The organism is Pseudomonas sp. SWI7 (assembly GCF_006351945.1).
GTDB lineage: Bacteria > Pseudomonadota > Gammaproteobacteria > Pseudomonadales > Pseudomonadaceae > Aquipseudomonas > Aquipseudomonas fulva.
Genome location: NZ_CP040930.1, coordinates 163,793 through 176,856 on the forward strand (window position 1 = coordinate 163,793; position 13,064 = coordinate 176,856).

Genomic DNA, 13,064 nt, shown 5'->3' on the forward strand with positions numbered 1-13,064 from the left:
AAATTGCGGGCTCGTGCGGGGCCCAGCAGACGGGTGGAGGATTGACAGGCGATGCCTGGAAGCAAATACTCTCGAAAAATTCATATAGATGTCTATATAACAAGACGAGAATACAGCCATGCTTCCACTCGCCAGCGACACACGACTGCCACGCTATCAACAGCTACGCGACCATCTGGTAGCGCAGATCGCCAACAACCGCTGGCACCCGGGTGAGGCGATCCCCACCGAGGCTGCACTGGCGAGTGAATTCGACCTGTCGGTGGGCACGGTGCGCAAGGCCATCGATGCGCTGGTCGCCGAAGGCGTGCTTGAGCGCCAGCAGGGGCGAGGTACCTTCATCCGCCGTCCACAGTTCCAATCCTCGCTGTTTCGCTTCTTCCGCTTCGAAGCTGTCAACGGCGAGCGCGTCGTGCCGATGAGTCGCATCCTGAGCATGAACGCCGTGGCGGCACCGTCTGCCGTGGCTCAGGCCTTGGGGCTCGTACCCGGGGCCGATGTGATCCATCTGCAGCGGCTTCGTCTGCTCGATGCCCAGCCCGTGCTGGCCGAGGACATCTGGCTGCCCCGCCAGCCGTTCCAGTTGCTGCTGGAGACTGATCTGGATAACAAGGGCCCATTGCTCTACCCGATCTACGAACAGCTGTGTGGGCAAGTGGTCGCAGCCGCCGAAGAAGCCCTGACTGCCGAGGCCGTGGATGAAGTGCATGGGCGCCTTCTGCAGGTACCGGCCGGCAGCCCTATTGTGGTGATCGAACGGCTGGCCCGTGACTACGCCGGCAAACCCCTGGAGTGGCGCCGGTCGCGGGGACACGCGCAGCACTTCCGCTACCGCATCGATATTCGCTGACCGCGCCGTTTCAACCTTCTTTACCTGCCTGCGCCCCGTCACCAGGGCGCAGTGGCTTCGCCTGCTCGGTTGTCTGCGTTGAGGGCAACCCAGCGTACCCTTCACCCTTAAAAGGATAAGAATCATGTTCAGCTGGTACCGCCAAATTACATCGCGCGAACGCAAGACCTTCTGGGCCTGTTTTGGGGGCTGGTCGCTCGATGCGCTGGAAGTGCAGATGTTCGGCCTGGCCATTCCCGCGCTGATCGCGGCTTTCTCGCTGTCCAAAGGCGATGCGGGCCTGATCAGTGGCCTGACCCTGGTGACCTCGGCGATCGGCGGCTGGCTTGGCGGAACCCTGTCGGATCGGTACGGCCGCGTGCGCACCTTGCAGTGGATGATCCTGTGGTTCTCCTGCTTCACATTCCTCTCGGCTTTCGTCACAGGCTTCTATCCACTGCTGTTCGTCAAGGCCATGCAAGGCTTTGGCATTGGTGGGGAGTGGGCGGCCGGGGCCGTGCTGATGGCCGAGACCATCAACCCCAAGTACCGCGGCAAGGTCATAGGTACGGTGCAAAGCGCCTGGGCGGTAGGGTGGGGCCTGGCGGTAGCGTTGTTCACCTTGATCTATTCGCTGGTGCCGCAGGAATTCGCCTGGCGCGTGATGTTCTTCGTGGGCCTGTTGCCGTCGCTGCTGATCATCTGGGTGCGTCGCAACGTTCCAGAACCGGACAGCTTTCAACGCCTGCAGAAACAGAACGCCATTCCCCAGGGTTTCTTCGCCTCGATGGCGGGGATCTTTCGCCCTGAATTGCTGCGCGTCACGTTGCTGGGCGGCTTGCTGGGCCTGGGGGCGCATGGTGGCTACCACGCGGTGATGACCTGGCTGCCGACTTTCCTTAAGACCGAACGCAACTTGTCGGTGCTCAATTCCGGTGGCTACCTGGCGGTGATCATCTTTGCGTTCTGGTGTGGCTGCGTGGTCAGCGGGTTGTTGATCGATCGCATCGGCAGGCGTCGCAACATCCTGCTGTTTGCGCTGTGCTGCGTGCTGACGGTTCAGGCCTATGTCTTCTTCCCGTTGAGCAATACGCAGATGCTGTTCCTGGGTTTCCCGCTGGGCTTCTTCGCAGCCGGCATTCCAGCAAGCCTCGGCGCCTTCTTCAACGAGCTGTATCCTGCCGATGTGCGGGGAGCGGGGGTTGGCTTCTGCTACAACTTTGGCCGTGTGCTCTCGGCGGTCTTCCCCTTCCTGGTCGGGCACATGAGCGAATCCATGTCGCTGGGTACCGCCATCGGCATTGATGCCGGCATCGCCTACGGCGTGGCGGTGATCGCTGCACTGTGCCTGCCTGAAACGCGCGGCCGCAACCTCGAGCCTGCCCCGCAAGCGCCCGGTGTGGCCGCCCAGTAACCTGACCGAAAGATCAAAGACATGCCTCACAACCCTGCTTCATCCATGATTGCCATCGACAGCCATGCCCACGTGTTCAGTCAAGGGCTGACATTGGCGCGCGAGCGCCGTTATGCCCCCGCGTACGATGCATCGTTGGCGGATTACCTCAGCCAGTTGCAGGCGCACGGTTTCAGTCACGGCGTTCTGGTGCAGCCCAGTTTCCTGGGGACCGACAATGGCTATCTGCTGGGTGCCCTGCAAGCCGCTCAGGGGCGCCTGCGGGGGGTGGTGATGCTTGAGCCGGACGTTGCGCGCCAAACCCTCATACAGATGGACCAGCTTGGGGTCAGAGGCGTGCGCCTGAACCTGATGGGGCAACCACTGCCGGACCTTGCGGCCCCGCAGTGGCGCCATCGTTTCGCGTGCATGGCCGAACTGGGCTGGCACGTCGAGCTGCATCGACAACTGGCGGACATTCCCACCCTGGTGCGGGCGCTGCAACCGTACGGGCTGGATATCGTCATCGACCATCTGGGAAGGCCCGATGCGCGCAGCGGGCTGGGGCAGGGAGGCTTCGCCGACCTATTGACCCTGGGCGGGCAGGGCAATGTCTGGGTGAAGGTTTCCGGTATCTACCGCCTGGAAGGCTCGCCCGAGCAGAACGAGCTGTTCGCCCGCCAGGCGCTGGGCGCGCTGGAAGCGCACTATGGGGCCGAGCGCCTGATGTGGGGCAGCGATTGGCCGCATACGCAGCACGAACGCACGATGAGTTATGGCCAGGCGCTCGAGCAATTGCAGGCCCTAGGCTGCTCCAGCGAGTTGCGCAAGGCGCTGTTGCTGGAGACGGCCAAGGACTTGTACCGTTTCAATTGAGCCAAAGAATGGGTACGCAAGGCTTCGGTCAACCTATAGCGATCCTGTAGCGGGGTCGTCGGGGCAAGCAGTCACGGCAGGCGTTCGAATGTGGCTGTTTTGACGTGGTGCGAGTCCAGTCCGACCATCACTTCGAAGTTACCGGGCTCGGTCACCCATTGCAGGTTACGGTCCACGAATGCTAGCGCGGTGGGTGCAATCTCCAGCGTCAGGTCTCTGGCAGCGCCAGGCTCCAGGAAGATGTTCTGGAAGCCTTTGAGTTCTTTGACGGGCCGACTGACAGAGGCGCTCAGGTCCCGAAGATAGAGTTGCACGGTTGTTTCGCCCGCCAACGGTCCCTGATTGGTAACAGTGACTCGAACCTTCAAGCGCTCACCCGGACGCAGACGGTCGGTGGACAAGCGTGGGGCTGAGACATCGAACTGGGTGTAGCTCAGCCCGAAGCCAAAAGGAAAAAGAGGGGTGTCATCGACGTCGAAGTGGCGCGACCGGTAAGGTGCGGGGTTGATGGCGTCGAACGGCCTGCCGGTGTTCAGATGGTTGTAATACAGGGGGATCTGGCCGACGTTGCGCACGAACGTCACTGGGAGTTTCCCGGAGGGGTTGTAGTCGCCAAACAGCACATCAGCGATGGCATTACCCCCCTCGCTCCCGCTATACCAGGTTTCCAGTACGGCATCGGCCCACTTGGTTTCGTCGTCGAGGGCAAGCGGGCGGCCATTCATCAAAACCAGTACCACTGGAATGCCGGTATCGCTCAATGCCTTGAGCAGCGCACGTTGTCCGCCGGGTAGACCCAGCTCGGTCCTGCTCGCACCCTCATGGGACATGCCGCGCGCCTCGCCAAGCACCGCGACGATTACATCGGCTTGCCGAGCCACCGCCAGGGCCTGCTTGAGCATCGCTGCGGGAGGGCTTGGATCGATGTCGACGTGTTTGTCCGCAAGAAGCATCAGGGCCGATGGATCGTCAATGATGTTGGCCCCTTTGGCATAGCGCAATCGACCCTTGCCCGCCTGAGCCTGATGCATGCCGGAGCGAAGCGTGACCACCTCCTCGGGTCTGCCATTGGCATACCAACTGCCAAGCATGTCCGCCGCGTTATCGGCCAATGGGCCGATCAAGGCGATGTTCATGCTTTTATGCAGCGGCAGCGTGCGGTTTCGGTTTTTCAGCAGCACCAAGGAGCGGCGCGCCATATCCCGCGCTTGGGCACGATGCTGTCCGATCTGCTCGCTAGCGGCGTCGGCACCCAGGCGCTGATAAGGGGCATCAAACAGGCCCAATTCGTACTTGGTTGTGAGCACCTGGCGAACCGCGCCGTCCAGCTCGGCTTCGCTGACCTGTCCTTGCTTGATCAAGCCAGCCAGCTGGTCACGGTAATGACGGTCGCTCATGCTCATTTGTGTGCCAGCGGTCAGCGCTGCCTTGGCCGCCTGGGTGCCATCACGGGCCACGCCATGGTCTATCAGCTCTGCCACTGCGCCGTGGTCGCTGATGACTAAGCCTTTGAACTGCCACTGTGTGCGAAGCAGGTCTTTCAAGAGCCAGCCGTTGGCCGTTGCAGGGATGCCATTAAGGCTGGACAGTGCAGTCATCACGGCACCGGCCTTGGCTTCGATGGCAGCCTTGAAGGGGGGCAGGTAATCCTGATGAAGGCGTTGTTCGCTCATGTCAGCTGTGTTGTAGTCGCGCCCTCCCTCAACGGCTCCATACCCGGCAAAATGCTTGATACAAACCATCAGGCTGTCCGGTGCTGCCAGATGCGGTCGTTGCAAACCGCGGATGGCAGCCTCACCCATGCGCGAGGCCAGGTGCGTGTCTTCGCCGTAGCCTTCGGAGATGCGTCCCCACCGCGGGTCGCGACTGACATCCAAGACGGGAGCGAAGGTCATGTCCAAGCCATCGTTGGTCGCCTCGATTGCTGCAACGCGTGCACTTTTTTCCACCGCGCGCAGGTCCCAGCTGGACGCCTGACCCAAGTTGATGGGAAAAATGGTGCGACGTCCATGGATTACATCACCTGCAAAGAACAGCGGGATACCCAGCCGGCTACGCTCGACCGCCATGGCCTGTAGCCTGCGCAAATCCGTACTGTTGGCAGCCGGGTGGGTGAACATCGCCCCCACATTCCCGGCTGCGATGGCTGTGTTCATGTCTTGAGGCGCATCACCTTGAGCGGCATATTCCATTCGCAACTGTCCGATCTTTTCCTGCAAGGTCATCTGCGAGAGCAAATTGTCGATGAACGTCTTTTGCTGCGCGTCAGGCTTGTTAGCCAGGGCGGTGACAGGCCCTATCGCTGCGCAAAGCATCAACATGGCCGTGAGTGCAGGTGAGCGGGTTGCTCGCTTGCGGGGAGGGGTCATTCCATTGACTTCCTGGTCGAATTTCCCTGACATTGCCACCTGAGTGATCAAGCTCGCTACTCGCAGATCTACCAGTTGCCTATCCCCGATATCTGTGCAATCCCCACGACCTTCCTTCACCCGTGCCCTCGCGGCTTCACCCAGGACCAAGGACGATGAGTCATTCCTCGCAATTCACCTTGCTCGGCAAGCGGCGCTTCCTGCCTTTCTTCATTACTCAGTCGCTCGGTGCGTTCAACGACAACCTGTTCAAGCAGTCGCTGATCCTGGCCATCCTGTTCAAGCTGAGCCTTGGGGACGGTGACCGATCCATCTGGGTCAATCTGTGTGCCTTGCTGTTCATCCTGCCGTTCTTTCTTTTTTCGGCGCTGGGTGGACAGTTCGGGGAGAAGTTTCCCAAGGACGCGCTCATTCGTGTGATCAAGCTGGCGGAGATCGGCATCATGTCGATCGGCGCGCTGGGGTTTGCGACCAATCACCTGGCCCTCATGCTGGTGGCCTTGTTCGGCATGGGTACCCATTCGGCGCTGTTCGGGCCGGTGAAGTACTCGATCCTGCCCCAAGCGCTGCGTGAGCAAGAGCTGGTAGGCGGCAATGGGCTGGTGGAGACGGGCACCTTCCTGGCTATCCTCGCCGGCACCATCGGCGCCGGGGTGATGATGTCGACCGAACGCTATGCCGCGGTGGTAGCCGGTGGCGTAGTGGGCACTGCCGTACTGGGCTATCTGGCCAGCCGCTGGATTCCCCGTGCCGCCGCTGCCTCACCCCACATGAGGCTGGACTGGAACATCTTCAGGCAGTCGTGGACTATCCTGCGCATGGGCCTTGCCCAGCCGCCTGCGGTATCGCGCTCGATCGTCGGCAACTCCTGGTTCTGGTTCGTCGGCGCCATCTACCTGACCCAGATCCCGGCCTATGCCAAGGACTGGCTGCACGGCGATGGCACCGTGGTCACCCTGGTGCTGACGCTGTTCTCGGTGGGCATCGCCCTGGGTTCCTTGTTGTGCGAGCGTCTGAGCGGGCGCAAGGTGGAGATCGGGCTGGTGCCGTTCGGCTCCTTTGGCCTGACCGTGTTCGGCCTGCTGTGGTGGTGGCATTCCGGGGATGTGCCCAGCGCTGCCAGCGCCCATGACTGGCTCGACCTGCTGGGCCTGAGCCAGGCGTGGTGGATTCTGCTGTCCATCGTCGGGCTCGGGGTGTTTGGCGGTTTCTATATCGTGCCGCTGTACGCATTGATTCAGGCACGCACCGCCGTAGACGAGCGCGCGCGGGTGATCGCTGCCAACAACATCCTCAATGCGTTGTTCATGGTGGTATCGGCCCTGTTGACCATGGTGCTGCTGGGCGTGGCTGGGCTGGACATCCCGCAGCTGTTTTTGGTCGTCTCGCTGCTGAACATCGCCGTCAACGCCTACATTTTCAGCATCGTGCCTGAATTCACCATGCGGTTTCTCATCTGGCTGCTCAGTCACTCGATGTACCGCGTCAAGCACCAGGGGCTGCAGCACATTCCCGACGAAGGCGCGGCATTGCTGGTGTGCAACCACGTGTCGTTCGTCGATGCCTTGTTGCTCGCTGGCGCGATACGCCGTCCCATTCGTTTCGTCATGTACTACAAGATCTACAACCTGCCCGTGCTCAACTTCGTGTTTCGCACCGCAGGCGCCATTCCGATTGCCGGACGCAGCGAGGACCTGGCGACGTACGAACGCGCCTTCACCCGCATTGCCCGTTACCTGGCTGACGGCGAGCTTGTGTGCATCTTTCCCGAGGGCAAGCTGACAGGGGATGGTGAGGTCGACGTGTTCAAGGGCGGCTTGAGCCATATCCTTGAACAGACGCCGGTGCCGGTGATTCCCCTGGCGCTGCAAGGGCTGTGGGGCAGTTTCTTCAGTCGCGACCCGGCCAAAGGGTTTTTCAGAAGAATGTGGTCCCGGGTGACCGTCGTGGCAGGCAGCGCCATCCCTGCACAGGAGGCGCTACCAGAGCGGCTGCGCGAGCAGGTCATTGGCCTGCGCGCAGGCATTCGCTGAGCAAACCTGGCCAGCTGACCGGTATCAGCTGGCGCTGACCTTGAGGCCGATCAGGCCGCATACGATCAGTGCCACGCTGACCAGTCGAACCAACGCCATGGACTCACCGAACAGGATGATGCCGGCGATCACGGTGCCCACCGCGCCGACGCCGGTCCAAATGGCATAGGCCGTCCCCAGCGGCAGCTCTTTCATCGCCAGGCCCAGCAGGCCGAGACTGACGGCCATGGCGGCAACCGTCAGCGCGGTGGGCAGTGGCTTGCTGAAGCCGTCGGTATACTTGAGGCCAACGGCCCAGCCGACCTCGAACAGGCCGGCGAAGAACAGGATGATCCAGGACATGATGCGTCTCCATCGTTGCAAGTGATGGGGCCGTCCCCTGGATGATCACGCTGGGCGTCGTGAGGTCGTCCTCACCGTGAGCCCATGGTGCACATCTACGGTCTGCCGGGCAAGCCTGCGGGCCAATCGCCTGTCAGCGTCTGACACGTTTTGCGCCCTCGACGTCGGAGGAGGTGTCCTCCAGCCGCCGGAACCAGGTGGAAAGCAGCGCCCCGGAAATATTGTGCCACACGCTGAACAGCGCACTGGGCACGGCCGCCAGGGGCGAGAAGTGCGCAGCGGCAAGGGCTGCTCCTAGCCCGGAGTTCTGCATGCCGACCTCCAGCGCCAGCGACTTGCGCTGGGCCAAGGGCAGTTTGCACAGCTTGCCGGTGATGTACCCCAGCAAATAACCGAAGCTGTTGTGCAACATGACCACCGCCATGATCAACAGCCCCGACTCGGCGATTTTCGCCTGGCTGGCGGCCACCACGGCGCATACGATCAGTACGATGCTCACCACCGATACCAGTGGCAAAACCTGAACTGCGGTCTGCACGCGCTCACCCAGCAGGCGTTGGGCCAGCACGCCGAGTACGATCGGGAGCATGACCAGCTGCAGGATCGACCAGAACATATCCATGAAGGACACCGGAAGCCAGGCCGACGCCAGGAACCAGATCAGCGCAGGGGTCAGCAGTGGCGCCAGCAGCGTGGTGACGCCTGCGATGGCCACGGCCAGCGCGAGGTCGCCGCGCGACAGCCACACCATCACATTCGAGGCCGTACCGCTCGGGCAGCAGCCGACCAGGATCACGCCCACGGCGATCTGCGGCGGTAGCTCGAAGAGCTGGCACAGCAGCCAGGCCATGCCCGGCATGATCACGAAATGCGCGACCACCCCCAGCATGACCCGCCAGGGTTGGCGGGCCAGGGCAGCGAAGTCGTCGAGCTTGAGGGTAAGGCCCATTCCGAACATCACCAGCCCCAGCAAGGGCACGATGGCCACCTTCAACCCAATGAACCATTGCGGTTGCAGGAAGGCCAGCACGGCGAACACCAATACCCACAAGGCAAAGGTGTTGCCGACGAATCGACTCAAGGCGGCGAGGGCGCGCATGGGGTTATCTCCAGTTCGACTGCATGCCCGGGCATTGTCGCTGCAGGCAGGGGGTCAAGTGCGGCAACGGTGCCGCACTCAAGTGTCGTGGGTACTGCCAACCCGCAGCGGGCTCACACCCCTTGCGGGATTTCTTCGCCGCCCAAAGCTTCGAAGAGCACGGGCAGGAACTCTGCAAATGTCATCATCATCAGCTGGAAGCTGGCGTCGAACTGCTGCGCGGCCTCGTCACCGCCATCCTGCTCGGCCTGCTCCTGCAGCAGTTCCTCGAATTTCAGGCGCTTGATGACCATCTTGTCGTCCAGCACGAACGACAGTTTGTCCTGCCAGGCCAGGGCGAGTTGGGTCACGACCTTGCCGGTACTCAGGTGCAGCTGGATTTCCTCGCCAGTCAGGTCCTGGCGCTTGCAGCGCACGATGCCGCCATCTTCGGCCGTGTCGCGCAGCTCGCATTCGTCCAGCACATAGAAGCCTTCGGCGGCATTCTGGGATTTGACCCAGTCGGTCATGGTGGCCACCGGGGCGATCTTGACGGTGGCCGGCCGCACGGGCAGCGAGCCCATCACTTCGCGCAGCGTGGACAGCAGGTCTTCGGCGCGTTTGGCGCTGGCCGAGTTGACCAGAATCACCCCCAGGCGCGGGGCGATGGCAGCGAAGATCATCGAGCGGCGAATGAAGGCGCGAGGCAGGAAGGCCTGAATGATCTCGTCCTTGATCTGGTCACGCTCCTTCTTGTAGACCTTGCGCATCTGTTCGGTCTCGATCTCTTCGACCTTTTCCTTGACCGCGTCATTGACCACGCTGCTGGGCAGAATACGTTCTTCCTTGCGTGCAGCGATCAGCAGGTAATCGCCACTGACGTGCACCAGCGGGGCATCTTCGCCCTTGCCGAACGGGGCGACGAAACCGTAGGTGGCCAGCTCCTGGCTGGCGCACGGACGGGCTGGCTTGCTGGCCAGGGCAGCCTCCAGGGCTTCAGGCTCGAAGGGCACGTCCTGGGTCAGGCGGTAGGTCAGCAGGTTCTTGAACCACATCGGGGAAGTCTCTCATTAATGCATAAGGCGGGCATTATTCTCCTACCAGCCCCGGAAGGCCAACCCTGTCAGAGGGCCAGCAGTGCACAAACCGGACGAAATCGGGCCGTTACGCTAGGTCGTTGAAAGATCTGTACTTTTTTCGAAATAAAGTGAAAGAAAGTGCTTGCCAGGGGGCAGGGCCGTCCGTAGAATGCGCCCCACACCGAGACGAAGGGTGATTAGCTCAGCCGGGAGAGCATCTGCCTTACAAGCAGAGGGTCGGCGGTTCGATCCCGTCATCACCCACCACTCGATGTATAGCGCAGCGGTAGTTCAGTCGGTTAGAATACCGGCCTGTCACGCCGGGGGTCGCGGGTTCGAGTCCCGTCCGCTGCGCCATATTCAGCTTCAAGGGCCCACTGAACACCCTGAAGCAAACAGAAAGCGACCTTAGGGTCGCTTTTTTTATGCCTTGAATTTCATGCGAACGTGCAGGGTATAAAAAAAAGCCATAAGTGCTTGCCAGCATTGAAAGTTGTCCGTAGAATGCGCGCCACACCGAGAGACATGGGTGATTAGCTCAGCCGGGAGAGCATCTGCCTTACAAGCAGAGGGTCGGCGGTTCGATCCCGTCATCACCCACCACTCGATGTATAGCGCAGCGGTAGTTCAGTCGGTTAGAATACCGGCCTGTCACGCCGGGGGTCGCGGGTTCGAGTCCCGTCCGCTGCGCCATATTCAGCTTCAAGGGCCCACTGAACACCCTGAAGCAATAAGAAAGCGACCCTAGGGTCGCTTTTTTTATGCCTGCATTTCAGTTTTATAGTCGTCTTTCAGGCCCGGGCCGCCTGGCCATTGAGGCCTGGGCGCTCCTCGGCCCGCAGGGTCAGTACCTCGAACCCTTCGTCCGTCACGGCCACCGTGTGCTCCCATTGCGCTGACAGGCTGCCGTCACGTGTCACCACGCTCCAGCCATCCTTGAGCGTGCGGGTGCCGCGCCCGCCCTGGTTGATCATGGGCTCGATGGTGAACACCATGCCTGGCTTGAGCTTCATGCCCATGCCGCGCTGACCGACATGCAGCACCTCTGGCGCTTCATGCATCTGCTGGCCAATGCCATGCCCACAATACTCTCGGACCACGCTGTAGCCTGCGGCCTCGGCATGCGCCTGCACGGCATGGCCAATGTCACCCAGGGTGGCCCCAGGTCGTACTTGCTCGATGCCTTTCCACAGCGCCGCATAGGTGGTGTCGATCAGGCGCCGGGCTTCATCATCGATCTGCCCGATGGCGTACATTTTAGAAGAGTCAGCAATGTAACCGCCTTGTTCCAGCGTGATGTCGACGTTGACGATCGAACCTTCTTTGAGTACTTCATCGGCGTCAGGCATGCCATGGCACACCACATGATCGACCGAGGTATTGAGCGCATAGGGAAAGCCGTACTGGCCTTTGCTGGCCGGTCTTGCCCGAAGGGCCTGGACGATGAAGTCTTCTGCGTGGTCATTGATCTGCAGGGTGGTGATGCCTGGACGGATGAAACTGTCGAGTTCGGCGAACACCTGTGCCAGCAGTTGGCCTGCGCGGCGCATCAGGTCGAGCTCGGCGGGGGATTTGATGATGACCTTGGACATAAACGCGAATAATCACTCCAGCTAGAATGCCTCAAAGCATAGACCCACGGCATACCCACATGCCACCGTCGAGCACCGATGCGTCACTTGATCGTGGATGATTTCTTTGTCGGTACCTGCTGTTTTAAATATGACTTTAGCGCTGGCGCGGGGGATCTGTCAGGTCATGGCATGAAGCTGTTACCTGGTTGATGAATAACGATTCACTTGCTGAACTTACTTACTCAAACCCGCTCCTATGCCGGTAGCCATTGGTGAGGGCCGCCTGCTAAGCTCGCGGCCTCTACCCTGATTGCCCTTATGGCGCATGAACAAGGAATTAGCATGAAACAGCATCGTTTGGCGGCTGCGGTTGCCCTGGTAGGCCTGGTACTGGCTGGTTGTGATCAGCAGGCCAGCAGCCCCGAACTGAAGACGCCTGCGCAGAAAGCTTCCTACGGCATTGGCCTGAACATGGGCAAGAGCCTGGCGCAGGAAGGCATGGACGACCTCGATTCCAAGGCGGTAGCGCTGGGTATCGAGGACGCCGTTGGCAAGAAAGAGCAGCGCCTGAAGGACGAAGAACTGGTAGAAGCCTTCACTGCCTTGCAGAAGCGTTCCGAAGAACGCCTGGCCAAGGCCAGCGAAGAGGCGGCCACTGCGGGCAAGAAGTTCCTTGAAGAAAACGGCAAGAAGCAAGGCGTGGTGACCACCGCCTCGGGTCTGCAGTACGAAGTTGTCAAGAAGGCCGATGGCCCGCAGCCCAAGCCAACCGACGTGGTGACCGTTCACTATGAAGGCAAGTTGATCGACGGCAAGGTCTTCGACAGCTCCGTCGAGCGCGGCAGCCCGATCGACCTGCCGGTCAGCGGCGTGATCCCAGGTTGGGTCGAAGCGTTGCAATTGATGCACGTTGGCGAGAAGTACAAGTTGTTCATCCCTGCTGACCTGGCCTACGGCGCCCAGAGTCCGAGCCCGTTGATCCCGGCCAATTCGGTTCTGGTGTTCGACCTGGAACTGATCGCGATCAAGGACCCAGCGCAGCTGCAAGGTGGTGAGCCTGAGGCCGAAGCGCCTGCCGACGCACCGGCTGAAGCACCTGCCAAGTAAGGCGTGTTTCGATTGAAACGAGCGCGCTGTCATCACGGAGCGTTCGGTTCACTTGATACCATTGGGGCCGCTATGCGGCCCTAATAGTATCTGCGGCAAAGCTAAATCCTGGGGAGGCTGCGCGGCCGATCCGCAGCCCCGGCAAGGCCGTAACTGCGCGGGTACAGCGTACTCCGCCTACACGGGTATCTGATGACATTCAGAGCCGTGCTGAACCTGTGGCGGAGCTGCCTTACAGGACGTTCGCATTTGGGCATCCCGTTCGAACCAGCTCTGGCGCCCACGGTCCGAACAAGGACGGGCGCTGGGTGTAAGCTGCGTCTGAAATAACTGTCCTAGGGCGGGCCCGCGCAGTGCTCTGTAACCGCTGTGTAAAAAATGCCC

10 protein-coding genes and 4 tRNA genes are annotated in these 13,064 nt (G+C 61.1%); 9 read left to right on the forward strand and 5 right to left on the reverse strand.

What is annotated here, in order from left to right:
• Nucleotides 1-118 precede the first annotated feature (118 nt).
• From FH041_RS00785 to FH041_RS00795, 3 genes are all read left to right on the forward strand, one after another.
• The gene (locus tag FH041_RS00785; RefSeq protein ID WP_027915770.1) at nucleotides 119-850 is read left to right on the forward strand and encodes a GntR family transcriptional regulator; all 732 of its coding nucleotides are present in this window, start codon (nucleotides 119-121) and stop codon (nucleotides 848-850) included.
• A gap of 124 nt (nucleotides 851-974) precedes the next feature.
• A complete protein-coding gene (locus FH041_RS00790; protein ID WP_140174114.1) occupies nucleotides 975-2,243 on the forward strand; it encodes an MFS transporter in 1,269 nt (422 codons plus the stop codon).
• A 21-nt stretch (nucleotides 2,244-2,264) separates the two neighbouring features.
• A complete protein-coding gene (locus FH041_RS00795; protein ID WP_140174115.1) occupies nucleotides 2,265-3,098 on the forward strand; it encodes an amidohydrolase in 834 nt (277 codons plus the stop codon).
• Between the two features lie 71 nt (nucleotides 3,099-3,169).
• Here FH041_RS00795 and bglX read toward each other — a convergent pair whose 3' ends face one another.
• A complete protein-coding gene (gene bglX, locus FH041_RS00800) occupies nucleotides 3,170-5,467 on the reverse strand; it encodes a beta-glucosidase BglX (protein ID WP_225806657.1) in 2,298 nt (765 codons plus the stop codon).
• Nucleotides 5,468-5,622: 155 nt separating this feature from the next.
• Between bglX and FH041_RS00805 the strand changes: the two genes are divergently transcribed.
• Nucleotides 5,623-7,500 (forward strand): 1-acyl-sn-glycerol-3-phosphate acyltransferase, encoded by a 1,878-nt coding sequence (locus FH041_RS00805; protein ID WP_140174116.1) that lies wholly within the window; start codon nucleotides 5,623-5,625, stop codon nucleotides 7,498-7,500.
• Between the two features lie 24 nt (nucleotides 7,501-7,524).
• Here the strand turns inward: FH041_RS00805 and sugE are convergent, their stop codons facing one another.
• From sugE to rdgC, 3 genes are all read right to left on the reverse strand, one after another.
• On the reverse strand, nucleotides 7,525-7,842 hold the full coding sequence (gene sugE, locus FH041_RS00810) for a quaternary ammonium compound efflux SMR transporter SugE (RefSeq protein WP_023533912.1): 318 nt from the start codon (nucleotides 7,840-7,842) through the stop codon (nucleotides 7,525-7,527).
• Nucleotides 7,843-7,975: 133 nt separating this feature from the next.
• Entirely contained in the window at nucleotides 7,976-8,941 is a 966-nt protein-coding gene (locus FH041_RS00815) for a bile acid:sodium symporter family protein (RefSeq protein ID WP_027915775.1), read from the reverse strand.
• 113 nt (nucleotides 8,942-9,054) lie between these two features.
• Nucleotides 9,055-9,975, reverse strand: a complete 921-nt coding sequence (rdgC, locus tag FH041_RS00820) for a recombination-associated protein RdgC (RefSeq protein WP_049695574.1) — start codon at nucleotides 9,973-9,975, stop codon at nucleotides 9,055-9,057.
• Nucleotides 9,976-10,190: 215 nt separating this feature from the next.
• Between rdgC and FH041_RS00825 the strand changes: the two genes are divergently transcribed.
• The 4 genes from FH041_RS00825 (at nucleotide 10,191) to FH041_RS00840 (ending at nucleotide 10,692) form a co-directional block, all read left to right on the forward strand.
• Nucleotides 10,191-10,266 (forward strand) — tRNA-Val (locus FH041_RS00825).
• Nucleotides 10,267-10,279: 13 nt separating this feature from the next.
• A tRNA-Asp gene (locus tag FH041_RS00830) sits at nucleotides 10,280-10,356 on the forward strand.
• Between the two features lie 170 nt (nucleotides 10,357-10,526).
• Nucleotides 10,527-10,602 (forward strand) — tRNA-Val (locus FH041_RS00835).
• 13 nt (nucleotides 10,603-10,615) lie between these two features.
• Nucleotides 10,616-10,692: transfer RNA gene (locus tag FH041_RS00840), tRNA-Asp, on the forward strand.
• Between the two features lie 98 nt (nucleotides 10,693-10,790).
• Here the strand turns inward: FH041_RS00840 and map are convergent.
• Nucleotides 10,791-11,591 (reverse strand): type I methionyl aminopeptidase, encoded by an 801-nt coding sequence (gene map, locus FH041_RS00845; RefSeq protein WP_027915777.1) that lies wholly within the window; start codon nucleotides 11,589-11,591, stop codon nucleotides 10,791-10,793.
• Between the two features lie 324 nt (nucleotides 11,592-11,915).
• Between map and FH041_RS00850 the strand changes: the two genes are divergently transcribed.
• Nucleotides 11,916-12,680 (forward strand): FKBP-type peptidyl-prolyl cis-trans isomerase, encoded by a 765-nt coding sequence (locus FH041_RS00850; protein ID WP_027915778.1) that lies wholly within the window; start codon nucleotides 11,916-11,918, stop codon nucleotides 12,678-12,680.
• Nucleotides 12,681-13,064: the final 384 nt, after the last annotated feature.

Excerpts from the sequence above, each read along its gene's own strand:
- FH041_RS00785 (WP_027915770.1), top strand. The coding sequence starts at position 119 with ATGCTTCCACTCGCCAGCGACACACGACTGCCACGCTATCAACAGCTA.
- FH041_RS00790 (WP_140174114.1), top strand. The coding sequence starts at position 975 with ATGTTCAGCTGGTACCGCCAAATTACATCGCGCGAACGCAAGACCTTC.
- FH041_RS00795 (WP_140174115.1), top strand. The coding sequence starts at position 2,265 with ATGCCTCACAACCCTGCTTCATCCATGATTGCCATCGACAGCCATGCC.
- bglX (WP_225806657.1), bottom strand. The coding sequence starts at position 5,467 with ATGACCCCTCCCCGCAAGCGAGCAACCCGCTCACCTGCACTCACGGCC.
- FH041_RS00805 (WP_140174116.1), top strand. The coding sequence starts at position 5,623 with ATGAGTCATTCCTCGCAATTCACCTTGCTCGGCAAGCGGCGCTTCCTG.
- sugE (WP_023533912.1), bottom strand. The coding sequence starts at position 7,842 with ATGTCCTGGATCATCCTGTTCTTCGCCGGCCTGTTCGAGGTCGGCTGG.
- FH041_RS00815 (WP_027915775.1), bottom strand. The coding sequence starts at position 8,941 with ATGCGCGCCCTCGCCGCCTTGAGTCGATTCGTCGGCAACACCTTTGCC.
- rdgC (WP_049695574.1), bottom strand. The coding sequence starts at position 9,975 with ATGTGGTTCAAGAACCTGCTGACCTACCGCCTGACCCAGGACGTGCCC.
- map (WP_027915777.1), bottom strand. The coding sequence starts at position 11,591 with ATGTCCAAGGTCATCATCAAATCCCCCGCCGAGCTCGACCTGATGCGC.
- FH041_RS00850 (WP_027915778.1), top strand. The coding sequence starts at position 11,916 with ATGAAACAGCATCGTTTGGCGGCTGCGGTTGCCCTGGTAGGCCTGGTA.